This is a genomic window from Okeania sp. SIO2B3 (assembly GCF_010672525.1).
Lineage (GTDB): Bacteria > Cyanobacteriota > Cyanobacteriia > Cyanobacteriales > Microcoleaceae > Okeania.
The window spans coordinates 16500-40883 of the sequence record NZ_JAAHGH010000068.1 but is presented as its reverse complement, the minus strand read 5'-3'; the positions used below and the strand labels follow the sequence as shown (position 1 = coordinate 40883).

The 24384-nt window shown below is 38.2% G+C and carries 19 protein-coding genes; 10 read left to right on the top strand and 9 right to left on the bottom strand.

Annotation, left to right across the window (positions count from 1 at the left end; translation table 11 throughout):
• Nucleotides 1-743: 743 nt before the first annotated feature.
• Nucleotides 744-848 carry a WD40 repeat domain-containing protein gene (locus F6K15_RS27590; protein WP_363268842.1) on the top strand — a complete coding sequence of 35 codons (105 nt, stop codon included), beginning with the start codon at nt 744-746 and terminating at the stop codon, nt 846-848.
• A gap of 387 nt (nt 849-1235) precedes the next feature.
• On the opposite strand, the gene F6K15_RS27585 is transcribed toward F6K15_RS27590, so the two are convergent.
• Complete coding sequence (locus F6K15_RS27585) at nt 1236-1742, bottom strand: hypothetical protein (RefSeq protein ID WP_293067143.1); 507 nt, start codon at nt 1740-1742, stop codon at nt 1236-1238.
• Nucleotides 1743-1792: 50 nt separating this feature from the next.
• On the opposite strand from F6K15_RS27585, the gene F6K15_RS27580 reads away from it, so the two are divergent.
• Complete coding sequence (locus F6K15_RS27580) at nt 1793-2392, top strand: TetR/AcrR family transcriptional regulator (RefSeq protein WP_293067141.1); 600 nt, start codon at nt 1793-1795, stop codon at nt 2390-2392.
• Between the two features lie 737 nt (nt 2393-3129).
• On the opposite strand, the gene F6K15_RS27575 is transcribed toward F6K15_RS27580, so the two are convergent.
• Complete coding sequence (locus F6K15_RS27575; RefSeq protein WP_293067139.1) at nt 3130-3462, bottom strand: TMEM14 family protein; 333 nt, start codon at nt 3460-3462, stop codon at nt 3130-3132.
• Nucleotides 3463-4266: 804 nt separating this feature from the next.
• Between F6K15_RS27575 and F6K15_RS27570 the strand changes: the two genes are divergently transcribed.
• The 6 genes from F6K15_RS27570 to F6K15_RS27545 all read left to right on the top strand — a co-directional run bounded on the left by F6K15_RS27570 (nt 4267) and on the right by F6K15_RS27545 (nt 10182).
• Nucleotides 4267-5589: an ATP-binding protein gene (locus F6K15_RS27570; protein ID WP_293067137.1), complete on the top strand. Its 1323-nt coding sequence runs from the start codon at nt 4267-4269 to the stop codon at nt 5587-5589.
• Between the two features lie 187 nt (nt 5590-5776).
• Complete coding sequence (locus F6K15_RS27565; protein ID WP_293067134.1) at nt 5777-6223, top strand: tellurite resistance TerB family protein; 447 nt, start codon at nt 5777-5779, stop codon at nt 6221-6223.
• A gap of 1365 nt (nt 6224-7588) precedes the next feature.
• On the top strand, nt 7589-8515 hold the full coding sequence (gene nagZ / locus F6K15_RS27560) for a beta-N-acetylhexosaminidase (protein WP_293067131.1): 927 nt from the start codon (nt 7589-7591) through the stop codon (nt 8513-8515).
• A gap of 277 nt (nt 8516-8792) precedes the next feature.
• Nucleotides 8793-9161: a methyltransferase dimerization domain-containing protein gene (locus F6K15_RS27555; RefSeq protein ID WP_293067128.1), complete on the top strand. Its 369-nt coding sequence runs from the start codon at nt 8793-8795 to the stop codon at nt 9159-9161.
• Between the two features lie 281 nt (nt 9162-9442).
• Nucleotides 9443-9883 carry a thioesterase family protein gene (locus F6K15_RS27550; protein WP_293067125.1) on the top strand — a complete coding sequence of 147 codons (441 nt, stop codon included), beginning with the start codon at nt 9443-9445 and terminating at the stop codon, nt 9881-9883.
• A 5-nt stretch (nt 9884-9888) separates the two neighbouring features.
• A complete protein-coding gene (locus tag F6K15_RS27545; protein ID WP_293067122.1) occupies nt 9889-10182 on the top strand; it encodes a hypothetical protein in 294 nt (97 codons plus the stop codon).
• Nucleotides 10183-10535: 353 nt separating this feature from the next.
• Here F6K15_RS27545 and F6K15_RS38675 read toward each other — a convergent pair whose 3' ends face one another.
• The gene (locus tag F6K15_RS38675) at nt 10536-10715 is read right to left on the bottom strand and encodes a KGK domain-containing protein (protein WP_363268844.1); all 180 of its coding nucleotides are present in this window, start codon (nt 10713-10715) and stop codon (nt 10536-10538) included.
• A gap of 324 nt (nt 10716-11039) precedes the next feature.
• Here F6K15_RS38675 and F6K15_RS27540 point away from each other — a divergent pair, with 324 nt between their 5' ends.
• Both F6K15_RS27540 and F6K15_RS27535 read left to right on the top strand, forming a co-directional pair.
• Entirely contained in the window at nt 11040-11984 is a 945-nt protein-coding gene (locus tag F6K15_RS27540) for a putative 2-dehydropantoate 2-reductase (RefSeq protein ID WP_293067119.1), read from the top strand.
• Between the two features lie 567 nt (nt 11985-12551).
• Nucleotides 12552-20885: a non-ribosomal peptide synthetase gene (locus F6K15_RS27535; RefSeq protein WP_293067117.1), complete on the top strand. Its 8334-nt coding sequence runs from the start codon at nt 12552-12554 to the stop codon at nt 20883-20885.
• A gap of 613 nt (nt 20886-21498) precedes the next feature.
• Here the strand turns inward: F6K15_RS27535 and F6K15_RS38670 are convergent.
• From F6K15_RS38670 to clpS, 6 genes are all read right to left on the bottom strand, one after another.
• Entirely contained in the window at nt 21499-21879 is a 381-nt protein-coding gene (locus F6K15_RS38670; RefSeq protein WP_363268837.1) for a hypothetical protein, read from the bottom strand.
• Nucleotides 21834-22106, bottom strand: a complete 273-nt coding sequence (locus tag F6K15_RS27525) for a hypothetical protein (protein WP_363268835.1) — start codon at nt 22104-22106, stop codon at nt 21834-21836. Before F6K15_RS27525 ends, F6K15_RS38670 begins: the two co-directional genes overlap by 46 nt.
• A 27-nt stretch (nt 22107-22133) precedes the next feature.
• Nucleotides 22134-22319: a hypothetical protein gene (locus F6K15_RS27520; RefSeq protein ID WP_363268833.1), complete on the bottom strand. Its 186-nt coding sequence runs from the start codon at nt 22317-22319 to the stop codon at nt 22134-22136.
• A gap of 143 nt (nt 22320-22462) precedes the next feature.
• Nucleotides 22463-22648, bottom strand: a complete 186-nt coding sequence (locus F6K15_RS27515) for a hypothetical protein (protein WP_363268831.1) — start codon at nt 22646-22648, stop codon at nt 22463-22465.
• 157 nt (nt 22649-22805) lie between these two features.
• Entirely contained in the window at nt 22806-23783 is a 978-nt protein-coding gene (locus tag F6K15_RS27510; RefSeq protein ID WP_293067114.1) for a type II CAAX prenyl endopeptidase Rce1 family protein, read from the bottom strand.
• Nucleotides 23784-23853: 70 nt separating this feature from the next.
• Complete coding sequence (gene clpS / locus F6K15_RS27505) at nt 23854-24141, bottom strand: ATP-dependent Clp protease adapter ClpS (RefSeq protein ID WP_293067111.1); 288 nt, start codon at nt 24139-24141, stop codon at nt 23854-23856.
• Nucleotides 24142-24384: the final 243 nt, after the last annotated feature.

Here is a 24384-nt window from a genome sequence, read left to right as displayed (position 1 = left end):
GCTGTTTTGGCCTAACAGGTCTCCTAATTGCTATAATTTCATGACTCATCCACTTAACTCCCTATACCTGATTTGAGCTTTGGTTCTATCTATAATAGCACTACCGAAATTGTGCTGTGGTTTTGAGCGGCCCAAATTCTGATTTTGGTTTCTATATGAGACTTTTGAGCAGAATCAATTTGTGTTCTGGAGTAACATATCTCTATCAATGTCAGCATTCAGCTAGCTCGCTGTTAGCTATAAGCTATTATGACAGGGTTTTAATGAATATAGACTGTTTCAGCTAGCTTTTAGGGGTAAGTATAAATTCTGACTCAATTACTCAAGCTTTGCTCTCAAACTCAAAGCAATAGCTGATGAATGATGGCTGTTAGCTCCGCATTCCCCAGGAAATGCTTACCTATCAATTTAATGATTAAAGGTGACAATTAAACTTCTAATTTTCAGTTTTGGAATCAGGAAAATATTCTGATACCATTTTCAAAAAATATTGCTACATTGACTATTCAAGGTCTTAGGTCTGAGGTCTTAGGTCTGAGGTGGTAGGTCTGAGGTCTGATCTCATGTCCGGATAAGAGCGATCTGGAAAAAACTGATCATGAGTGCTTAAACAGTAAATCTTTCTATTTTCCCCTCCCAGGAGGGGCCTGCGGGTGGGTCCCCTACTCCCCTACTCCCCTACTATCTTAATAATAACTATTCAACCGGACATGATATTAGATACTGGGGAATAAGTTCATACTTTGAGTGGTCATCAAGATGAAATTTATTGGGTTACTTTTAGTCCTGATGGTCATAGTATTGCTAGTGGTAGTAAGGACAGAACTATTAAACTTTGGCAACGATAAGTAATTACAGCAACGAAGAAGGAAGAAGGAAGAAGCAGGAAGCAGGAAGCAGTAAGTAGGAAGCAGGAAGCAGGAAGCAGGAAGCAGGAAGCAGGAAGGAAGAAAAAATGAAACAATGTTTCGTCAGTTGTGGTTTGAGTATTCAGCTAGAAAACGATCTATCTAAGGATTTTTATAGTTATTTTGAACTTATTGAAGAAACAGGAAATAGTTGAAATTGATCGAATAATTTTTCTTACTTAGGACTCGTGTAAAAATAACCTGAACAGTTTTTTTGATGGGAGCTATATTTCACAATTTATTCCAGATAAAATTTGTACAACTTATTTTTAGATGGCTCCTTAACTTTCAGAATTTTTTTATCTCTGAAAAAATGTACAAGTATTATTACCCAATAAATTTTAATAGGTCAAACTCCTGACGTATTTCTAGAAGAGGACGGTTAAGTAGAGACTCATAATCTAGAAAAGGGTAATATTTTCTTGTGCCACGAGTCTTAAACCAAATTATCAAGACTTCTGGTAGTAACCGTGGCAATACAAATAAAATTGAACTATACAACCATAAAACTCCATGCTGTTTAATTAAGTCATCATACATAATGTCTATTGCTGGTCTGATTTTGGGGTCTTTGCGGGTATTTATATAATCATCAAACTTAAAATCACTTGTCCAAAAAGATAATGGTAATAACTTGATTTCGTCATACATATCAGTGTCACAACCAAGGAGAACATGAGAAATATCGTGTGCCAACAAGATTTTGGCGAATTCTGGAGGCTGTTGTCTGGGGTCAGTGATATTAGGATTTACCTTAAAATATTCTTCTAATCCTTGCTGAAGAGTCTGAGTGCTATATTTATTAGTGTACTTAGGAGGAAAATGCTTACTCATTATCTGATTATTACGATACGACACTGTTTCGTAAGTATATCACAACAATTATGAGCAATACAAAAAAAAGACTAGGAAGACCTCGTAGTGCTAAATCTCATCAAGCCATATTACAGGCTACTTTAGAATTGTTAGGAGAAGTTAGTTTTGAAACGATGAGTATTGAAGCAATTTCTGCTCGTTCAGGAGTAGCTAAAACTACTATTTATCGACGCTATAGTAGTAAGGAAGAATTAGTCGCTGATGCGATTGAAAGTGTTAGACAAGATGTAACGATCCCTGATACTGGAAATATTTGGAGCGACCTTGATGAGCTGATTGAAAATGCTGCACAGATTACTCAAAGTTCTTTAGGACGACAAACTGTAGCCATGATTATCAGCAGTGCTTCTAGTAATTCTCAATTTGCTCAAATTTATTGGACAAAATATCTGCAACCTCGACGAGAAGCCTTTGCTATTGTAATTGAGCGAGCCAAGATGAGAAATGAAATTCAGGCTGATTTAGATTCTGGTCTGGTATTTGACTCTATGAGTGGAATTATGCTCTATTCTCTAATTTTTCCGCCTACAATTGAATCTTGGTCAGAATATGTTCGACGTGGATTAAATTTGTTATTTCAAGGAGTATTAAGTCCATCTCAATCATAGAGGCTGAGATGGCTGATGAGCAGACAGTAAATAACTTGGAGATTGAGGAGTTAATGGCGTTGGTAAAGCGCGGGTATGATATTAATCTTAATTACTGAGGAGTCAACCCACCCGCGCGCCACTCCCAACCCACCCGCGCGCCCCTCCCAGGAGGGGAGGGGAAGTCAGGAAGACCGAGTCAGGAGGGAAGAAAGAAGAAAGAGGAATAGAAGGAGAAAGTTTGGCGTTGGTAAATCAAGAGATGAAACTTTAAGGGTAATCCTCCTGTGATAGCTCCGAATACCTAACCAGAGTAGGCAAGGGATGTTAACCTTACTAGGAAATCATCTTACCAATTACCAACGCCGAGTTAATAAATGGCTGAAATTATTGCGACTTAGTTTCAGGAAAAAGTTAAGACTTTGAGTGATGATACAATCTAAAAAGGCTAAATTCCTTATCTGTCATACTTTTAGATTTAATCAGCAAGCTCTAATTAGATCTAAAAATATTGTCCATCTTCACCATTACCAAATCTTTATAACTGTTTTTTCTCCTGTAGGGGCGAACGGCCATTTGCTTCGCATAACTATTGTTAACGCCCCTACTCCTGACTCCTGACTCCTACCTTCAAAAGATTTTATATCGATGCTACCGGATTTGATATTAGGAGAGAGGAGGAAATTTTTTCTACTAGAAAACTATATATTTATATATTTATTAAGTCTTTATTCTATTCCCAGCTCTGATGTTCCCTATTAAATTGTGGCTGAATTGTTTAGACTAATTTGATACACCATAAGTGCTACAGCAGTAATACCAGTTAAAATCATTAATCCCGCAGGCATCATTTTACGAGTTTTCACTAAACGGATAATGAATGTAATTACTAGAATAGTTGCAATAATTGTAGAAAATATTAAACCCCAATTCATACCCATTAGTTGGATAATACCACTAATTATTAGTAGTAGACCACTTACACTACCAGAGATTAAGGAAATTTTGCTGCCCACTTTGGTATATCCGATAATGCCCCCAACAATGGCTAAAATACCATAGGCGATCGCTGCTATTATGGCAATATTCATAATTATTAGTATTAATTTTCAAGAACTAAAATTAATTTATACAGCTATTGTTATAGTCAGCTCTACTAATAGTTATAATTTTTATTAAATCTTAATATTACTTTACGTTTGATTTTCATCAAAACTTGAAAATAAGGAGAAAACTTCCCCATTTCCCTATTCCCTGTCCCGCAAAACTTAACTAGTAATGGAAGCGAAGTAACGATAATTAAAGTTTAAAGCCTAATCACATCAAGGAGAAAAAAATCCTTTGAGTCAATCCTATCCTTTTCAGGAGATGTAATTGTTAATTGTTTAATTATGAACCAAAACCTACTTTTTTCAAATTCAAATAGATAAAACCCTGAAAAATATTGTTAAAGATTCTCAGGGTTTATTCCAGATATTAATTTTCCAACAAACTCAATCAAATAATCAAAAATATTGTTAGTAAGTAGAGCAGGCTCAAAAAAAGACGTTACATTTTTAATCAAAAAACACCTCAAGGCAATGAATATAAACTTTTCAGCTAATTTAAAATTTGATACATAGCGCCCAAAATTCACCATGTTCTACTTAGTAATGAACCTTAAGTTAAGTTATACCTATCTATTAAGACTTACTTTCAGCAGCTTATAAAAATATCAGTATTTATTTCCTCTGTCTGAAGTAATATCTGCAATATCTTAAGTTAATCTAAAAAAATAATTTTCTATAACTATAGAGAGTAGACTTATTTTCAGAGTAACCCATAATTACTCTTAATAAATAACAAATATGGCTGAATAATTAGCAGTTATTAAAAAGGCAATCAAATTATCAATTATGTCTTCTCTAGATTACCAAACTATAGATTACCAAACTATAGCCCAAATTCACAACTTACAAAAGCAAACAGCATCTTTGTTGTTATATCAGTCTATTCTCAAAAATCCAGTAGGTGAAACTTTTATTCAATTATTACAATCTCTGTCTAAAAATGATGTAAATGAAATTGAATGTATTCAAGCTTATAGTAATTGGTTTAAAACTATTGCTAGTAGAAATATTTCCTGGCAAGAATATATAATTTCTCAGATTATTAAGGATGATAATCCCTTTAGCAAACAAGTTCAACAAAGAAAACTGACTGACCTTTCTCCAACGTTAATTTCAGCAGCAAAACATGATTTGCAAATTTTACAAAATCTTTATCAATGTAGTAGTCAAAAAATTAGTCAGTGGATACAAACAATAGCAAAATTAGAGAAGCCTCCTATTGCGTGGGAACTACAATTAAGAAAAGAAGAAGTTATATATAAAAAGTTAATAAATTTGGAAAATTGGGCAGATGCTATTGAAACCTTAGCAACTCATTATCATCAGAATGGTACGGGTTTATTCGCCGAATCAATTGCCTTTGAATGGCGTAACGGTCAACTACTTACTATTACTTACCCCGACCCAGTTGAATTAAAAGAATTAGTCGGATATGAATTTCAAAAAGATACCTTAATCAAAAATACAGAATTTCTCCTAGCAGGATATTCAGCCCTGAATATATTACTATATGGTAGTCGCGGTTCTGGCAAATCTTCTTTAATAAAAGCTTTATTAAATGAGTATAGTCAACGCAATCTTCGTTTAGTCGAAGTAGCTAAATCAGACTTAAAAGATTTACCATTAATTGCAGAAAAATTACGCGATATTCCACAAAAATTTATTATCTTTGTGGATGACCTTTCCTTTGAAGAAGATGATGATACTTTTAAAGCTCTCAAAGTAGTTTTAGAAGGTAATTTAACTGCTAGACCAGCAAATGTGGTAGTCTATGCTACATCAAATAGAAGGCATTTAATTAGAGAATTTTTTAACGATCGCCCTCGCCCAAAAGATAGTGATGAGGTTCATAATTGGGATACAGTTCAAGAAAAGCTTTCTTTTAGCGATCGCTTTGGCTTAACTTTAACTTTTGAGCCTGCTAACCAGGATACTTATTTAACAATTGTTAGACATCTGGCAAAACAGGCAAAAATCAATCTAAATTCTGAAGATTTAGACTATCAAGCCTTACAATGGGCTACTAGACATAATGGTCGCTCTGGGCGAACGGCACGACAATTTATTGATTTTCTCAAAGCTAATTTAGCAGTTTTTGAGAAGTATTGAAAAAAGTAGTAGGTGTTAACAATTAATAATGAATAATTAATAATTACCTCTCCTTGAAAATAAGAGGCTTTAAACCTTAATTATTCGGTAAATTTTAAGTTTTAGATTAAATATAAAACTTATTTGATAACACCTAATATTTTCCCAAAATAGAGATGGTAAAAAAATCATTAACGAGGTAACTAAAATGGGTCTTTTCGATCAAGGAACAACAACAATACAAGCTACTGATATTCAATTAGAACCCGCAGAAGCTTTTGCAGCGATCGCCTTAATTGCTGTTGCTGCTGATGGTGTTATTACTAGGAGTGAATCTCAAGGTATTAATAATATTTTCTCTCGTATGCAACTGTTTAGTGATTATCCAAAAGAACGTAAGACAGAAATGCAAGACCGTCTCCTTGGTATGATTAAAAATAAAGAAATAAAGCCTTTGTTTGATGCGGCAGTTGCTAAACTTCCACAGGAGTTAAGAGAAACAGTTTTTGCTGTTAGTACAGACTTGGTTTTAGTAGATGGAGACCTTGCTGAAGAGGAGGAACAACTTTTGAATGAGTTGTATAATGCTTTGGAAATTTCTGAAGCAGTAGCTACTAATATTATTGATGTAATGATGATTAAAAATAAGGGTTAATTTAATTACAAAATTAATTCTGATGAATGTTCAATGAACAATTACTACAATAAAATTGAGTATTGTTCATTGTTCAAAAAAGGAAGAAGGAAGGAGCGAAGGACTGAAAAATCTTGCGTTGTATGAGTTTTAAGCTTTTGATATGTCCGCACCATTTGCTTCAACTACTATATATAGTGAACAAAAACTATAACGTTATAGATATGTAGTGTTTAGAACTCAAAAATACCTAATTCCTAAGTATATGATTTATACTCCCTACCCTTCCTTGAGTGTTAGGTGGTAGGCGATCAGTATTTAGGTCAAGAGTATATATAGTGAGCAAAAACTATAACGTTACAGATATGTAGTGTTTAAAACTCAAAAATACTTAAGTCCTAAATATATGATTTATCCTCTCTACCGGGACTTTAGTGCTAGGTGTTAGGTTATCAGAATTTAGGTAAACAGAGTATATATAGTGAGCAAAAACTATAACGTTACAGATATGTAGTGTTTAAAACTCAAAAATCCCTAATTCCTAAATATATGATTTATCCTCCCTACCCTTTCTTGAATGGTAGGTGTCAGGCGATCCGGAATTTAAGTAAATAGGGTTTGCTGATTAATTATCAAACCATTAACAGGTAAAAGTTTGAGCTTTCTTGGATTCCCAAAAAGTGCGCTTGTTTTAGTCTAAAACCCTCATGCATGTTAGCATCAAAAGCAAAGTAAGGACAGAAAAATTGAGGGACAAAACGCCCGCTCCTACCTCCTCGCTCATTCCCCATTTCTCCTGACTTCCCCTCCACCGGAGGGGGAGGGGGCGAGGGGTGGGTTGTCTCCTACCTCCTACCCCTACTACTCATAGTTTATTCAGCAAACCCTAAATAAACTATATAAAGATATAGCGAGGAAAAACTATAACGTTACAGATATGTAGTTTCTAGCTCACGGGGTGACAAGCTAGTTGAAAGCTATATATAGAGATGGACTTATCGAATAAGCTGAAGAATACTTCAACAGAAAGGGAACCATTACAGGGCAAACGCATCTAAATTCTGGAAGCTTTTGTTGTTAAGCTTGAGAAAAGTAATGAGTAGAAATACTTATAAGTCTAACATCCTTGCCCTGTCAGAACTTCAAAATCAGATGCGTTGGCCCTGCCACACCCCCCACCTGCGTTGAATAATAGTTCAAGCTAGCCTCTAAAATCAGATTATCAAAAAACTCACTTTTATGAATTTTAGTTGCTCAGAAATAATTAAATATTAAGTAGTTTATTCATGGCTTTAATTCCATTTATGTAACATGGTAATTTATGATGATTAAACTTCATTAAATCTTCTACTAATTTCCCGATAATTTCATCATTTACAATTCAAAATGTTACCCATTATTTTTTCTTGTGCTGGTAGCACATTATCTGAAGCAGAGCGACAACTATTTACCCGTTGTCAACCTGCTGGATTTATTCTGTTTAAACGCAACTGTGAAACCCCTAGGCAAACGAAACAGTTAACCGATGTTTTGAGAGATTGTGTTAATCAAGAAAATATTCCAATTTTAATTGACCAAGAAGGGGGGCGCGTGGTTCGTCTGGATGCACCCCACTGGTGGCTGGCACCCGCTGCGGTTTCTTATTTACAGCAAACCAGCGATCTTACAGAAGCTGCTCGTTTGGCAGAAGCAGATGCAAAACGTAATGCAGAGCAATTAATAGCCCTTGGCATTAATGTTAATTGCGCCCCGGTGCTAGACTGTCCCATACCGGACGCTGACCCAGTGATTGGAGAACGCGCTTATAGCAGTTCTCCTCAAGAGATTATTACGATGGCTGAGGCTGTAATTAGAGGTTATCAAGCAGGGGGTGTGGTTCCGGTGATTAAACATATCCCTGGTCATGGTCGGGCTTTAGTCGATAGCCATGAAGCATTGCCAGTGGTGGATGCATCCAGACAAGACCTGTGTAACCGTGATTTTTTACCTTTTCAAGCCTTGGCTAAATCTGTTTCTTGGGCGATGACTGCCCATGTGATTTATACTGCCTATGATACAGAGCGTTGTGCCACCATTTCCCAAAAAGTGATTCAGGAAGTGATTCGCCAGCATATTGGATTTGAAGGGGTACTGGTGACCGATGATTTAAGCATGAAAGCTTTGTCCGGTGATGTGGTCGTCAAGGTTAGAGATAGTCTGGCAGCCGGTTGTGATTTAGCGTTGTATTGTCATGGTAGTTTAGCCGAGATGGAAAGTTTAGCTAATCATATTGCCCCTGTTGAACCTATTTCTTTTTTACCCAATATCAGTTAGATTCTGTCTCAAATATTAATTAATTTCATCTTGAATTGATTCAAAAACCCTCTTATACCAATTCTTAAAAGTAATGCTATACTTGGGTAACACTTCAGTTATTAAGTTATTAACACTAATTTTAGGCTTTGTTGCTAATTAGCAGCCTAGTTAATGTTAATTATTCTTATGTTTACTTCTCCTCCACTCCCCCACTCCCCTATTTCCCATCCTGGGAGGGGTTAGGGGTGGGTCCCCTACTCAAGAAAATGTAGAAAAGTTTTTGAGAAATGGTATTATGTCTTCTAAACTCAATAGAAAGTCTGAATTTACTTCTCTGTCTCTAGAGGAAATATTATCCAGCTATCGCCTCAGTCAAGCGATTTTTACCCTATATCACTTGAAATTACCCGAATATTTACACCAACAGGGTAGTCAAGACTTATCCGAGATCGGAAAAGCCTTTCAAGTTGAAACATGGATGTTAGAACATCTGTTGGAAATTGCTCAAACCCTCAATTTAGTTCAAAAAGATGAGAAAAATCGTTATCTGTTAACGGATGAAGGATTGCGTTTATGTCCAGATACCACTGATTCAATTATACCTATTTTAGCCCATTATGACTGTGGATATAGACCTTGGGGCTCGCTGTTGAATAGTTTATAAACAGGAAAATACGCCTTTAAGCAGGTGTATCAAACGGATATTTTTTCCTACTTTCGCCAGCATCCCGAACAAATTCTATAACTGGTTAGAGTTTAATTTTTAATTGAACCTAATACCTATTACCTATTACCTAAAACTTTATTCAACTTAATATCATTTCTTTGTAACGATGCACTTAATAATTTTTGCTCTGACCTTATTATTCTGATAATTATCATCTTTTATTAAGGGCAAATTCATAGAGAAATGGTTTAATGATAAAATCTATATCTATAAATGAAATGTCTTTTTACTATATAAGAATAGTTCATTTTCAAGACACTGATGCTGCTGGAGTAGTTTATTTTGCTAATGTTTTAGCAATGTGCCATGAAGCTTATGAAGCATCTTTAGTAGAATTTGGTATTAATATGAAAGTCTTTTTTAGTAATCAAGAAATGGCTATTCCGATTATTCATGCTAATGTTGATTTTCGTCGCCCGATGTTTTGTGGGGATGAGTTAACTATTGAATTAATTCCTAAAAGTTGGGGAGATGATGAGTTTGAGATTTCCTATCAAGTATTTTTAAAAGAAACAGGAGATAAGTGGGCGGCCAGGGCTTTTACGAAGCACGTTTGTATTCATCCTCAAAGTAGAAATCGGCAAAAATTATCTGATGAAATGAGGAGATGGTTATTGAGTTTTTCTAGTTTAGAGTTGAATAAATTTTACGAAAAATAGAATTTATGGATATATTTAAACCTTTTTTTGATTTGATAATAGATCCGCTGATGATAGGATTTACAATACTTTTCTTTGTAGTTGCTTTTGTTGCAGCATTTAGAAGTATAACTTTTCTTAAAACTATAATTTTAGCTTTAATCTTGTTTTTCCTTGCTACCGTTTTTTCTATCTTTATTCAGAATATTCCAGGAGGTGAAGCTGGAGTTATAAATATAAATTATATTTTCTTAGCATTGGCAGGAGGATTTGCTTTAGGAAAAATCTCAAAGTGGATAATGGAAAGACTATTCATGTAGCAAAATTAAAGTTGAAAAATTTGAACAGATAAAATAATGATAGAGCTGAGTTTAATACAGCAAAATGCAAGTATATGAAGTACAAAAATTTAAGACCTCGCTCTTAATAACAGGGTTTAAATAAAACTTTTGTGGTGTGGATATTTTCTCCGCTACTGGTATATCTAACTTAGGCAAAATCTACTGTATCAATAAATTTAAAATAATACTTACAGCATCATTAGTAGTGTCACACTGGATATTTTTTTAGTTTTCCAGTTTGCCAGTAATAAGTTTATTGATTATTTAAAAGTTATTGATAATTTTCTCTTTGTCGAATATGATCTAATGGTGATTCTTGTTGTGGGGGTTCTTCATAACAAAAATTCAAATTCCATAGTTTGAATACTAGCATTTTTGAGTATTACTTGAATTCTCAGCTTACCAGGTTTCCAAGTTTTAGAGCCAAGTTTTAATATCTTACACTCAATACCTTCTATTGGGAAAATTAACTTTATATTTCCGAAGATAATTCTTACTTCATTTTCAATAATTTCTAGCTTTTCTTGAAAAAACCTAGAGGCAATTGACTTAGAAGTATTTTTGTCTTGATCTATATATCACATCGCTTTCATAACTTCTCTGAATTCTTTTTCTTGTCAACTCCTTAAATCGTTCAACAGTAAAAGTATCTTTACCAATCATCAAAATATCAGTATCGCACTCTAGAGCTTGAAAAGTATTATCCATAATCTTCAAGGAGACTTTCATCGTTATGATAATAACACAATATTTTTACCAGTTAAAAATTGATTTATACAGCTTTATTATTCCTGATTCAATAAAATATAAACAGAGTCGAATTTAAGAACAATAAAATGTCAAAAAATACTTACGCTATTATTGGCAGTGGCGCACTAGGAGGTTTTTACGGTGCAAAACTACAAAAAGCAGGATTAGAAGTTCATTTTTTACTGCGTAGTGATTATCAGCACGTTCTCAAAAATGGTTTAATCATAGAATCCAAATATGGCGACTTTACCCTCCCTCAAATTAACGCCTATAACAATACCAATAAAATGCCAAAATGTGATGTGATTCTCGTAGCATTAAAAACAACACAAAACCATTTATTATCAGAATTACTTCCACCTTTATGCCAAGAAAATAACGTTGTCTTACTCTTACAAAATGGATTGGGTGCAGAACCTGAAATAGCCAAAATTATTGGTGAAGAAAGAGTAATTGGAGGAGTATCTAATATTGCTTCTAATAAAATAGGTTACGGTCATATTCGCCATGTAGATTATGGTCTAATTAGAATCGGAAAATATACCACAAATTATCAACCTGCTAATATTACTAATAAAATGCGTGAAATTTCCCAGGATTTTGAAAGTGCTGGAATACAAGTTAATTTGAGTGAAGATTTATTCCGAGAAAGATGGAAAAAATTAGTTTGGAATATTCCTTATAACAGCTTGTCAGTAATTCTAGATGCTCGAACTGATGAAATGATGGGAGATACTCATACTAGAAACTTAATTACAGAAATAATGCAGGAAGTATTGGAGGGTGCAAAAAGTTGTCAGTGCCAAATTTCAGATAGTTATATTCAAAATATGTTAGACGATACTGACAAACTAAAGCCTTATTTAACTAGCATGAAAATTGATTATGAGCGACGACAACCTTTAGAAATAGAAAGTATTATTGGCAACCCCTTACGAATGGCAGGTGCAGCAGGTATTCAACTAGATAAAATTGGGATGTTGTATCAACAATTAAAATTTTTAGATGCCAGAAATAGACAAGATATTTGAATTTTATCTCTCTACTTTATCAACCCAAATGGTTGAGATTTTTGATTTTTATTTATTCAATTAAAGACACTTTTTTGAGTGGTAAATAATATGAAATACTAAAACTTTTGTCACCTAATAATTAAGGTTTAAAGCCTCTACTTTAAAGGAGAAACAAGCGGTCGAGGGGTGGCTTGGGTTAGGGGTAGGGTTGACTCCTAAAAAATATCCTAGCTATTTTTAGCAAATATTGATCAATTTGTTATTATAGATTATTTGGTTAAAGTCAAACTCTGTTTTTAGTAAAGTCTTTTAAGTAAGGCCATTATTCGTAGCATGACTTTCCGTATTTCATATCATACCAAGCGTGGAAAAAGAATGTTGCGGATAATCAGGGCAGTAGGAGCGTTAACGTAGTTGCTAGCTAATGGCCATTTGCTAAGGTAGAGCTGTCGCTTTATATGTCGCGGGGCGTTAACATAGTTGTGTGCTAGCAAAACGCCCCTACTTTATAGGAGATGTCCCTTAGACTAAAAAGATAAATTCGGTTAAAATACTACCCTTGTAGGATTAGCGGAAAAATTAACGATGGTGACAAAAGAAGAAAGCGATCGCTTCTTAACCTCTTGGAACAATACTGCTGTGGAGTATCCCCAGGAAAAGTGCATCCACCAGTTATTTGAACAACAGGTAGAAAAGACCCCAAACTCGGTGGCATTAGTGTTTGAGGAAAAACAGCTAACCTACCGGGAATTGAACGGCAAAGCTAATCAACTCGCCCGCCACTTGCAAGATTTGGGCGTAGGGCCAGAAGTGCTAGTGGGTCTTTGCATCGATCGCTCTTTGGACATGGTTATCGCTATGTTGGGAATCCTGAAAGCGGGTGGCGCTTATGTGCCGCTAGACCCAGCTTATCCTACAGAGCGTTTAGCTTTCATGGTTGAAGATGCGGGTTTGTCTATTGTAGTTACTCAAGAAAAACTAGGGACAAAATTGCTGGAGTTGGCAACCCTGGCAACGTCTTCTTTGATGGTTAGCTTAGACAAGAACTGGGAGAAGATATCGCAACAGAGTCCAGAAAATCTAGACAGTAGGCTAAGTTCTGAAAGTTTAGCTTACATTATCTATACGTCGGGTTCTACTGGAAAACCTAAAGGAGTGCAAATTGCCCACAAGTCTGTAGTAAACTTATTACAGGCGATCGCTACTTGTCCGGGTCTCGGTGCTGGCGATACAATGCTGGCTGTCACCACTATATCATTTGACGTTTCAGTTCCCGAAATATACGGACTATTAACTATTGGAGGTCGCCTCGTCTTAGCTAGTCGAGAAGTAGTGAAAGACCCACCACAATTAATGGAGTTGCTAGCATCCCAAAATCCTACAGTTATGTCAGCAACTCCAGCAACTTGGCGAATGCTGCTAGACGCTGGTTGGCAAGGTAGTCAAAATCTGAAAATTATTTCTACTGGAGAGAAGTTATCGAGAGAATTAGCAGACAAGTTATTAGAAAAATGTGACTCCCTCTGGAATTTATACGGACCCACAGAAATTACTGTTTGGGCAACTATCTACCAGGTCAAACCCGGTGAAGGAGAAGTAGCGATCGGGCGACCAATTGCTAATACTCAAACTTATATTCTCGATCCGGAGCGGAAACAATTACCAATTGGCGAACCTGGAGAATTGCACATTGGTGGTGCAGGTTTGGCGAAAGGATACCTCAATAGACCAGAACTAACCGCAGAAAAATTTATTCCTAACCCATTTAGCGCTGAACCGAACTCTCGTCTCTACAAAACTGGAGATAAGGCACGCTATCTTCCTGACGGCAACATTGAATACTTGGGACGCATCGACCACCAAGTCAAAATTCGTGGTTATCGCATCGAAGTTGGAGAAATTGAGGCAACCCTGAGCAAACATCCCGATGTCAAACAAACTGTGGTTACTGCACGGGAAGATATCCCCAACCAAAAACGCCTGGTTGCTTACCTGGTTCCCGGTTCCGAAGCAGATACAGAAAATGTAGTCAAGCAAACCGAACAATGGCAAAAAATTTGGGATGAAGCTTATATTCAGCCAGACAATGAGGAAGACGCGAGTTTTCATATCGGTGGTTGGAACGATAGCTATACTGGGAAAGACCTAGACCCCGAACAAGTGCGAGAGTGGGTAGAATATACCGTTGAGCGGATTCTATCTTTGCAACCCAAGCGACTGTTAGAAATCGGGTGTGGGACGGGGTTGCTACTGTTTCGGATGGCTTCTCAATGTGAATATTACTATGCTACGGATCTTTCTGGGGAAGCAATTCGCTACCTAGAAAGACAAATTGGTAATAGTGAGTTAGCATCCTCAGTAGTGCTGCGTCAGACACCTGCGGATGGTTTAGGAGAAATTGTCAATGAACCCTTTGATACAGCTATCTCCAACTCAGTGATTCAGTTTTTTCCCAGTATTGAATATCTAGTTCAGGTTATAGAAACAGCGGTACAGTTAGTTGAACCTGGAGGTCAAATTTTTCTGGGAGATATACTGAGTTTGCCTTTGTTAGAAATGTTTCATACCTCGGTGCAGTTATATCAAGCTCCCGCTTCTCTTTCGATATCTGAATTACAGCAACGGATAGCTTCGCGCTTATCCCGAGAACAACGACTAATTATTGACCCCGAATTCTTTATTGCTCTCAAAGCGCATTTACCCCAAATTAGTCATGTAGAAATTCAACTCAAGCGCGGGTATTATCAAAATGAATTGACTCGCTTCCGTTACGATGTGGTTCTCCATTTAGGGAAAAAAGTCTCGTCTGCGACAACTTCCCCCGTATTTCTTAACTGGGAACAAGATAATTTAACCATCGCCAAAGTTCACGAGCAACTGATAGAAACTTCCCCAGAAATGCTCGTTGTGGCTGGCATTCCCAACGCCAGAATTTGGGGAGATGTGCAAGCAATGGCATTGTTGGCAAGTTCAAATTGTCCTGAAACTGTAGGGGAACTGCAACAAAAAATTACCCGAAACGGAATTGAACCGGAAGAATGCTGGGAATTGCAGAAAAAGGTTCCTTATCGGATAAAAATTACCTGGTCTGGCAATGGTGCTGATGGTTACTATAATGTGATATTCGTGCGAAACGATACTAATTTAATTGCAGACAGCACTATGACGTTGCTCAAGCAAGAAATGGATCGTCTTTCACTCCCCACACTTCCCACATTCCCCTCCTGGGAGGGGGAGGGGCGAGGGGTGGGTTCCACACTCCCCACACCCCCCACACTTAAACCTTGGAGTGCTTATGCTAATAAACCATACACTGGAACCAAACACAGTCAATTAATTCCTCAGTTGCGCGGGTTCCTCCAAGAAAAACTGCCGGATTACATGATGCCATCAGCATTTGTTGTTGTGGACGAATTCCCCCTCACACCCAGCGGGAAAATTGACCGACGCGCTCTACCTGCTCCAGATAAGTCTCGTCCGGTTCTGGATGTGGAATTAGTTGCACCGCGAACTCCCACAGAAGAAATTCTCGCAGGAATATGGGCAGAAATTCTCAGTCTTAACGAGGTAGGAGTATTAGACAATTTCTTTATGTTGGGAGGAGACTCCATTGGTGCAACTCAACTGATTTCACGAGTGCGCGATACTTTCCAAATAGAACTGTCGCTGCATCGGTTGTTTGAATTTCCAACAGTGGCAGAATTTGGGGAACTGATACTAGGAGCGACTCGCCAACAATTAGCTCCTATACAACCAGTGTCGCGAGATGGAGAATTGCCCTTATCCTTCGCAGAGCAACGACTGTGGTTTTTAGACCAATTGCAGGAAGGAAGTGTCGTTTATAACGAGCAAGAAGGGTTGCGTCTATCCGGTTCCCTCTCTGTCGAAGCATTAGAAAAAGCAGTACAAGAAATAGTTCGCAGTCACGAGAGCTTGCGGACGAATTATCAGGCGATCGCTGGTTCTCCTGTTCGAGTTATTCACCCAGAACTGGATTTGAAAATGCCTATTGTTGACTTACAGCAGCTGCCATCAGAGGAACAGCTAAAAGAAGTGCAACGCTTGGGTGAACGAGAAATTCAGCAACCTTTTGACTTAGCAAATGATTCTTTAGTGCGAGTTACCCTATTGCAATTGGCAGTCGATGATTATGTGCTGTTGTTGACAATGCACCATATTATTACTGATGGTTGGTCAACAGGTGTATTTAGCCATGAATTGGAAGTGCTTTATGGAGCTTATGTTCAAGGAAAAGCTTCACCCTTACCGCAACTGCCAATTCAATATGCTGACTTTGCTTGCTGGCAACGGCAACCTGCAACTGTTGAAATTCTAGCACCGCAACTAGATTACTGGAAACAACAGTTAACAGGAGCGCCACCTCTATTAGAATTACCTACAGACTATCCTCGGAAAACGGTGCAGACAGCTATTGGAGGTAAAGAGTTTTTTGAGCTTGGAGTCGATTTCACAAAACAGCTCAAGGGTTTGAGTCAAGAATTAGGAGTGACTCTATTTATGACTCTATTTACTGCCTTTAGCACTTTACTTTATCGTTATTCTGGTCAAGAAGATATAGTTGTTGGTACACCCATTGCTAACCGCAACCGCAGTGAAATAGAAGGGTTAATTGGCTTTTTTGTCAATACCTTGGTGCTGCGAACTCAATTTGAAGATAATCCCAGTTTTACTGAATTATTGCATCAGATACGGCAGACTGCTTTGGATGCTTACGCTCATCAGGATTTACCGTTTGAGCAATTGGTAGAAGCACTGCAACCGGAACGCAGTCTAAGTTACACGCCCATATTTCAGGTGGCGTTTGCCCTGCAAAATGCCCCGATGGCACCTCTGGACTTACCGGGGGTGAGTTTTAATTGGTTGCAGATGGAAAGTGCAAAAGCAAAATTCGATCTAACCTTGTCAATGGAGGAGACAGAAAAAGGATTAATTGGATATTGGGAATATAATCGGGATTTGTTTGAACCAGCAACTATTCATCGATCTATCGGACATTTTAAGACTTTGCTCCAAGCGATCGCTACTCATCCACAAATGCGTATTGGGGAACTACCATTGTTAACAGAAGGAGAACGCCATCAGTTATTAGTAGAATGGAACAATACCCAGGCGACCTATCCACAGGATAAGTGCATCCATCAGTTATTTGAGGAACAGGTGGAACGGACTCCCGATGTGGTAGCAGTGGTTTTTGAGAGCGAACAACTGACATATCGTGAGTTGAACGCGAAAGCAAATCAACTGGCACGGTATTTGCAAAACTTGGGAGTCAAAACAGAGGTACTCGTGGGACTCTGTGTTGAGCGATCGCTGGAAATGTTAGTAGGAATACTGGGCATTCTCAAGACTGGTGGAGGGTATGTAGCGTTAGACCCAAATTCTCCTCCAGAAAGATTAACCTATCAAATCTCAGATTCCCAGATATCGGTTTTGTTAACTCAGAAAAAATTAGATTGCGTACCGCTACAACCTCAAGTAAATCAGGTTTTCTTAGACGTAGATTGGTTGAAAATAGCACAAGAAAGTGACCGTAATTTAGTGAATCAAGTCCAGCCGGAAAATTTACTCTACACTATCTATACATCAGGAACTACAGGTCAACCCAAAGGAGTAGAGATCGAACACAAATCGATGACAAACTACCTCAATAGCATTATTCAACAATTTAATCTCAACTCTTGTCGTAACTTTGCATTAGTTTCCAGCATTACTACCGATCTAGGTAACACAATTGTTTTTCCTGCCTTATGTACAGGAGGGTGTCTTCACATTATCTCCCAAGAAAAAGCATCTGAACCCGATACCCTAGCTGATTATATCCAGCATCAGGAAATTGATTGCGTCAAAATTGTTCCCTCCCATCTGATAGCATTGCAAAGCGCGTCTCACCCAGAACGACTGTTACCACGTCAAGTGTTGATTTTAGGTGGCGAACCCTCTAATCCTGAGTGGGTTAAGTCCCTGCAATCTCAAGTTCCTTACTGTTCTATCTTTAACCATTACGGACCAACAGAAACAACTGTAGGAGTGTTGACTTATCAGTTCAACCAAGAGTCATCCATAGAGAGCAGATCAACCTTTCCCATCGGTCGCCCGATCGCCAACACCCAAATCTATATTCTCGACAAGCATCTCCAACCAGTCCCCGTCGGTGTACCAGGAGAATTGTACATTGGTGGCGCAGGATTAGCCAGAGGTTATCTCAATCGCCCGGAATTAACCGCGCAAAAATTTATTCCTAATCCCTTTAGCACGGAACCGAACTCCAATCTTTACAAAACTGAATATCAGGCACGCTACCTTAACGATACCAAAACAACCTATCCTCAAAATCAGTGTATTCATCAGTTATTTGAGTCACAAGTAGAACGAACTCCCGACGCAGTGGCAGTTGTTTTTGAAGACGAACAACTTACCTATCGCGACTTGAATGAGAAAGCAAATCAACTGGCACGGTATTTGCAAAACTTGGGAGTCAAACCAGAAGTTCTGGTAGGCATTTGCGTAGAGCGATCGCTAGAAATGATAATAGGATTGTTGGCAATACTCAAAGCAGGTGGAGCTTATGTACCCTTAGACCCAGATTATCCGAGCGATCGCTTGGCTTATATTGTCTCAGACTCCCAGGTTCATTTTCTCTTAGCAAATGAGAAGTCGAGCTATAAACTACCAAAAGATAACTTACAATTTATCTATTTAGACAAAGATTGGAACGATATTTCTTGCTATAGCCAAGAAAACAATGTGAGTCAAGTTCCTTCGGACTCCTTAGCTTACATTATCTACACATCAGGTTCCACAGGAAAGCCAAAAGGGGTAGAGATAGAGCATCGGTCTTTGAGCAACTTCGTGCAAGTAGCTCATACTGAGTATGGCATCAATAAGGACGATCGTGTTCTCCAATTTGCCTCAATTAGCTTTGATACAGCAGTGGAAGAAATTTACCCATGCTTGGTTTTTGGAGGCACTCTGATTCTCCGAAATGAAGAAATGTTGAGTTCTGTCTCGAAATTTATGCAAACCTGTCAGGAGTGGCGCATAACAGTATTGGATTTGCCGACAGCTTACTGGCAAAAAATCATAGCAGAATTAGATACTTCAATCCAACAGGTGTTTCCCGACTCAGTGCGTCTAGTCACTATTGGAGGAGAACGAGTGCTTCCGGAGTCAGTGAAGAATTGGCAAAAATATGTCGCCGTTTATCCAGAACTGTTTAATGGTTACGGACCAACAGAAGCAACAGTGATGGCAACGCTCCAGAAAATAACACCATCCCTCGCTATAGGGCAAGAGGTGCCAATTGGACGTGCTCTTGCTAATACTCAAATCTATATTCTAGACCGCCATCTCCGACCTGTCCCCATTAGCGTACCTGGCGAACTCCATATTGGCGGCGCGGGATTAGCCAGAGGTTATCTCAATCGCCCTGAATTAACCGAGCAAAAATTTATTCCCAACCCCTTTAATAATGAACCTGGTTCTCGCCTCTACAAAACAGGCGATAAAGCACGCTATCTCCCGGATGGCAACATCGAATTTATTGGACGTATCGACAACCAGGTAAAAATTCGAGGTTTCCGCATCGAACTCGGAGAAATTGAAGCAGTTTTAACTCAACATCCAGAGGTGGGCGAAGCTGTCGTTATTGTTCGAGAAGATACTCCAGGAGACAAGCGCCTCGTTGCCTATATTGTTGCTAAAGAAGAAGTAGCATCCTCTGAGTTACGCAGTTTCTTGAAGACAAAGCTACCAGACTACATGATACCTTCTGCTTTCGTCTGTTTAGAGGCCATCCCTCTAACTCCCAACGGCAAAAGCGATCGTCGCGCTCTCCCCGCACCAGATACTTCTCATCTGTCTCAAACAGCAGGAATAACTCCCCGCACCACTACAGAACTGAAACTGGTACAAATTTGGTCGGAGGTTCTCAATATTCCTACCCTGGGAGTGCGAGATAATTTCTTCGAGTTGGGTGGTCATTCCCTGTTAGCAGTGCGTTTGATGGCTCGCATCGAACAGCAGTTAGGAACTCATCTACCTTTAGCAACTTTGTTTACCGAACCCACTATCGAATGCCAAGCTAGTTTGTTAAGTGATACCACTCAGGCGCAACCTTTTTCCCCCTTAGTCCCTATTCAGAAAACAGGAGACTTACCACCTTTCTTCTGCGTTCATCCCGTGGGAGGCAATGTTTTGTGTTATGCACAATTAGCCGATCTTTTAGGAAATAACCGACCGTTTTACGGTTTGCAGTCCCCCGGTTTATCTGGAAATTCTCAACCGTTAACTAACATTAAAGACATGGCTACTTGTTATATTGAAGCTTTGCAGGCGGTTCAACCAAGAGAACCTTATTATTTGGGTGGTTGGTCTTTGGGTGGTGTCGTTGCTTGGGAAATGGCACAGCAATTGCAAGCATTGGGACAAGAAGTCGGACTGTTGGCTTTAATTGATAGTTACGCACCCACGGTTATTCAAGAACAAATCGATGACACTTTTCTGACTAATTCTCTAGTCACCGATATCGGCGGTATATTTGGCAAGGAGTTATCAATTTCTGCCAACGAACTCCAGCAACTTTTGCCAGAGGAACAATTAAATAGCATCCTCCAAGAAGCTAAACGCCTGAATATTTTGCCACCCGATATCAGTATAAAACAGATGGATCGGTTGTTCGAGGTCTTCAAGGCTAACCTCAAAGCGATGTATGAATATCTACCATCACCTTACTCTGGTCGCACAGTTCTGTTTTGTGCTAGCGATGAAGTCTCACAGCGAGGTTGGAGTTCTTTAGTTACGGAAGCGATGGAAATTTATACTATTCCTGGAGACCACTATGGGGTTCTACGCGAACCAGGTATTGAGGTTTTGGCCAAGCAGTTAGAAACTTGCCTCTAAATAGGGCTTGCTGATTAATTATCAAAGCATTGATAGATAAAGGTTTTAGCCTTCTGATATTCCCAAAAAGTGCGCTTGTTTTAGTCAAAAACGTTCAAAAAGGAGCGCATTTTGGGCAAATCAAGGACAGAAAAATTTAGGGACAATTCTTACTTCTACCTCCTCGCTCATTCCCCGTGTCTCCTGTCTCCCCCTCCCCTTCTGGGAGGGGCCCGCGGGTGGGTTGGGAGGGACCCGCGGGTGGGTTGTCTCCTACCCCTACTAAAAGACTTTTGAGCGCAAACCCTAAATATAGCAATTCCCAAAAAGAGTGAGGTACATAACTACTTGCTTTAGGCAACAGATCATCTGGCAACAGGCAATAGTGAAGTAAAGACAATAGTGTACCTCACGCTTACTGAGAAACGCTATATCAAATCCGGTTGAATACCTATTATATAGTTGGGAGAGATAGGGAGATGGGGAGATGAAGAAGTTGGGAGATGGGGAGAATTGACTTATTCCATTTTTGGGTGATAAGCTTCAGTCAAAACACAACTAATATCATGTCCGGATAAGAGCGTGATCAAAAAAACTTTCTTCCTTCTTCCTTCTTCCTTCTTCCTTCTTCCTTTCACTTTCGCTGAATAAATAAAGCGATCGCTCCTAAAAAAAACCACCCCATTACACCCGCCAAAGGATTACCATTTATCCCAACTACCCACTCTTCAACTACACTAGAATATTTAACTAAACCACCCACATTAATAATGTAATAACCCCAAACAAAACCAGCATGAATACCAATAGGCAAACCCAATAATTGTTGTTGATAATCAATACATTTATCTTTTTCTTTTGAGTTTAATACCCCCCTATCTACAAGGTCTTTAAAATTAGTCTCCATCCACTTCTTCCTTCTTCCTTCTTCCTTCTTCTTTCTTCCTTCTTCCTTCTTCCTTCTTCCTTTCACTTTCGCTGAATAAATAAAGCGATCGCTCCTAAAAAAAACCACCCCATTACACCCGCCAAAGGATTACCATTTATCCCAATTATCCACTCTCCAACTACACTAGAATATTTAACTAAACCACCCACATTAATAATGTAATAACCCCAAACAAAACCAGCATGAATACCAATAGGCAAACCCAATAATTCTTGTTGATAATCAATCCATTTATCTTTTTCTTTTGAGTTTAATACCCCCCTATCTACAAGGTCTTTAAAATTAGTCTCCATCCACTTCTTCCTTCTTCCTTCTTCCTTTCATTTTCGCTGAATAAATAAAGCGATCGCTCCTAAAAAAAACCACCCCATTACACCCGCCAAAGGATTACCATTTATCCCAATTATCCACTCTCCAACTACACTAGAATATTTAACTAAACCACCCACATTAATAATGTAATAACCCCAAACAAAACCAGCATGAATACCAATAGGCAAACCCAATAATTCTTGTTGATAATCAATCCATTTATCTTTTTCTTTTGAGTTTAATACCCCCCCTATCTACAAGGTCTTTAAAATTAGTCTCCATCCACTTCTTCCTTCTTCTTTCTTCTTTCTTCCTTCTTCCTTCTTCCTTCTTCCTTTCACTTTCGCTGAATAAATAAAGCGATCGCTCCTAAAAAAAACCACCCCATTACACCCGCCAAAGGATTACCATTTATCCCAACTACCCACTCTCCAACTACACTAGAATACTTAACTAAACCACCCACATTAATAATGTAATAACCCCAAACAAAACCAGCATGAATACCAATAGGCAAACCCAATAATTCTTGTTGATAATAAATCCATTTATCTTTTTCTTTTGAGTTTAATACCCCCCATATCTACAAGGTCTTTAAAATTAGTCTCCATCCACTTATTCCTTATTCCTTATTCCTTATTCCTTCTTCCTTCTTCCTTATTCCTTCTTCCTTCTTCCTTTCACTTTCGCTGAATAAATAAAGCGATCGCTCCTAAAAAAAACCACCCCATTACACCCGCCAAAGGATTACCATTTATCCCAATTATCCACTCTCCAACTACACTAGAATACTTAACTAAACCACCCACATTAATAATGTAATAACCCCAAACAAAACCAGCATGAATACCAATAGGCAAACCCAATAATTCTTGTTGATAATAAATCCATTTATCTTTTTCTTTTGAGTTTAATACCCCCCTATCTACAAGGTCTTTACAATTAGTCTCCATCCACTTCTTCCTTCTTCCTTCTTCCTGCTTCCTTCTTCCTTCTTCCTGCTTCCTTCTTCCTGCTTCCTTCTTCCTTCTTCCTTCTTCATCACGTTTTGCCCAAACAAAGATTAAACCTAACAACACCAAACCAGGAAACTGAAACCAAGTCCGCAAAATTTCCTCAACTGGTTTAATAAAGTGTAGTAAAGCATATACAAAACTACTTACCCACAAAGCTACTTTTGGTTTGTAGTCTCGCTCCAACTCATCCAATAACCACCCTCGAAATAGTAACTCCTCAGCAAAACCAATACCCAGAGATACCAAGAAACCTTCCAGAATAAATTGAGGTAACTTTGCTGAAGGTGACTGCCATATTACCCATCCCAGGAGCGCTTCTAAAATAAAAAAACCAAATAAGCTAAATAAACCTATTCCTAAACCTTGAAAAAAATTCTGAAAGTTGCGCCTACTTATTTCTAAACCGTAGCGACGTAGTAGATGTGGTTGTTGATAAACTTTCTTTCCCCAAAACTGGACCAAAATAATAAACTCTATATATAGGAGAGCGATCGCCAATATACTCGCCAAATTTGCATCTTGCCCAAAAAAATATATTGGTGCTGCTAGTGGTATCCAACTCAGAAGTAATGTTAAAATAAAAATTCCTACTCTTATAGGAACCGGAAACTTTGCTATTTTGCTGAATGATAAATTAGGCACTACCAACACCTATACAAATGAGAAACCGAGCTTCTCAAGGTCGAAACTCGGTTTCTATATTACAATTAAATCAATCATCAGGTTCTATAGTGCTAGTTAGTCCCTGATTTTTTAAATTTTCGCAATAAAACTCAGCGTGTTCTAAAGCACAGGTAATAACCAATGCAATACCGTTACTGTGAGCTTCCATCATAATATCGACAGCTTGGGGTTGAGTTAGACTCGGCACTGTCTTCATCAATGCCTGCACTACATACTCCATACTATTAAAATCATCATTATGGAGTAATACACGATAACGTGGTGCAGGTTTACGGACTGTGGAAGTGGAACGTTTTTCTATAGTCTCGACAGACACTACTCTATCCTGATTAAAAAATACTAATAGTTCATAAAAATATAGTCAAATATGACGTATCATTATTTTGCAAGTGTTACCTTGACTGGGTAAACTACAACACCCTCTATCCCATAGCTAAAAGCATTTGGGACTGCTTTTTTCTTTTCCTCTTTGCATGATTATCTCCCTGATTCAATTTCTACTTGGTCATAATACAGAGGCTTGGACATAGGTTCTGATGTGTCTAGAGGTAGCGTGTCA

What these genes read in the sequence shown, in the direction of transcription:
- F6K15_RS27535 (WP_293067117.1), top strand. Translation starts at nt 12,552, where the DNA reads ATGGTGACAAAAGAAGAAAGCGATCGCTTCTTAACCTCTTGGAACAAT.
- F6K15_RS27540 (WP_293067119.1), top strand. Translation starts at nt 11,040, where the DNA reads ATGTCAAAAAATACTTACGCTATTATTGGCAGTGGCGCACTAGGAGGT.
- F6K15_RS27575 (WP_293067139.1), bottom strand. Translation starts at nt 3,462, where the DNA reads ATGAATATTGCCATAATAGCAGCGATCGCCTATGGTATTTTAGCCATT.
- nagZ (WP_293067131.1), top strand. Translation starts at nt 7,589, where the DNA reads ATGTTACCCATTATTTTTTCTTGTGCTGGTAGCACATTATCTGAAGCA.
- F6K15_RS27550 (WP_293067125.1), top strand. Translation starts at nt 9,443, where the DNA reads ATGTCTTTTTACTATATAAGAATAGTTCATTTTCAAGACACTGATGCT.
- F6K15_RS27555 (WP_293067128.1), top strand. Translation starts at nt 8,793, where the DNA reads ATGTCTTCTAAACTCAATAGAAAGTCTGAATTTACTTCTCTGTCTCTA.
- F6K15_RS27585 (WP_293067143.1), bottom strand. Translation starts at nt 1,742, where the DNA reads ATGAGTAAGCATTTTCCTCCTAAGTACACTAATAAATATAGCACTCAG.
- F6K15_RS27525 (WP_363268835.1), bottom strand. Translation starts at nt 22,106, where the DNA reads ATGGAGACTAATTTTAAAGACCTTGTAGATAGGGGGGTATTAAACTCA.
- F6K15_RS27580 (WP_293067141.1), top strand. Translation starts at nt 1,793, where the DNA reads ATGAGCAATACAAAAAAAAGACTAGGAAGACCTCGTAGTGCTAAATCT.
- F6K15_RS27565 (WP_293067134.1), top strand. Translation starts at nt 5,777, where the DNA reads ATGGGTCTTTTCGATCAAGGAACAACAACAATACAAGCTACTGATATT.
- F6K15_RS27545 (WP_293067122.1), top strand. Translation starts at nt 9,889, where the DNA reads ATGGATATATTTAAACCTTTTTTTGATTTGATAATAGATCCGCTGATG.
- F6K15_RS27570 (WP_293067137.1), top strand. Translation starts at nt 4,267, where the DNA reads ATGTCTTCTCTAGATTACCAAACTATAGATTACCAAACTATAGCCCAA.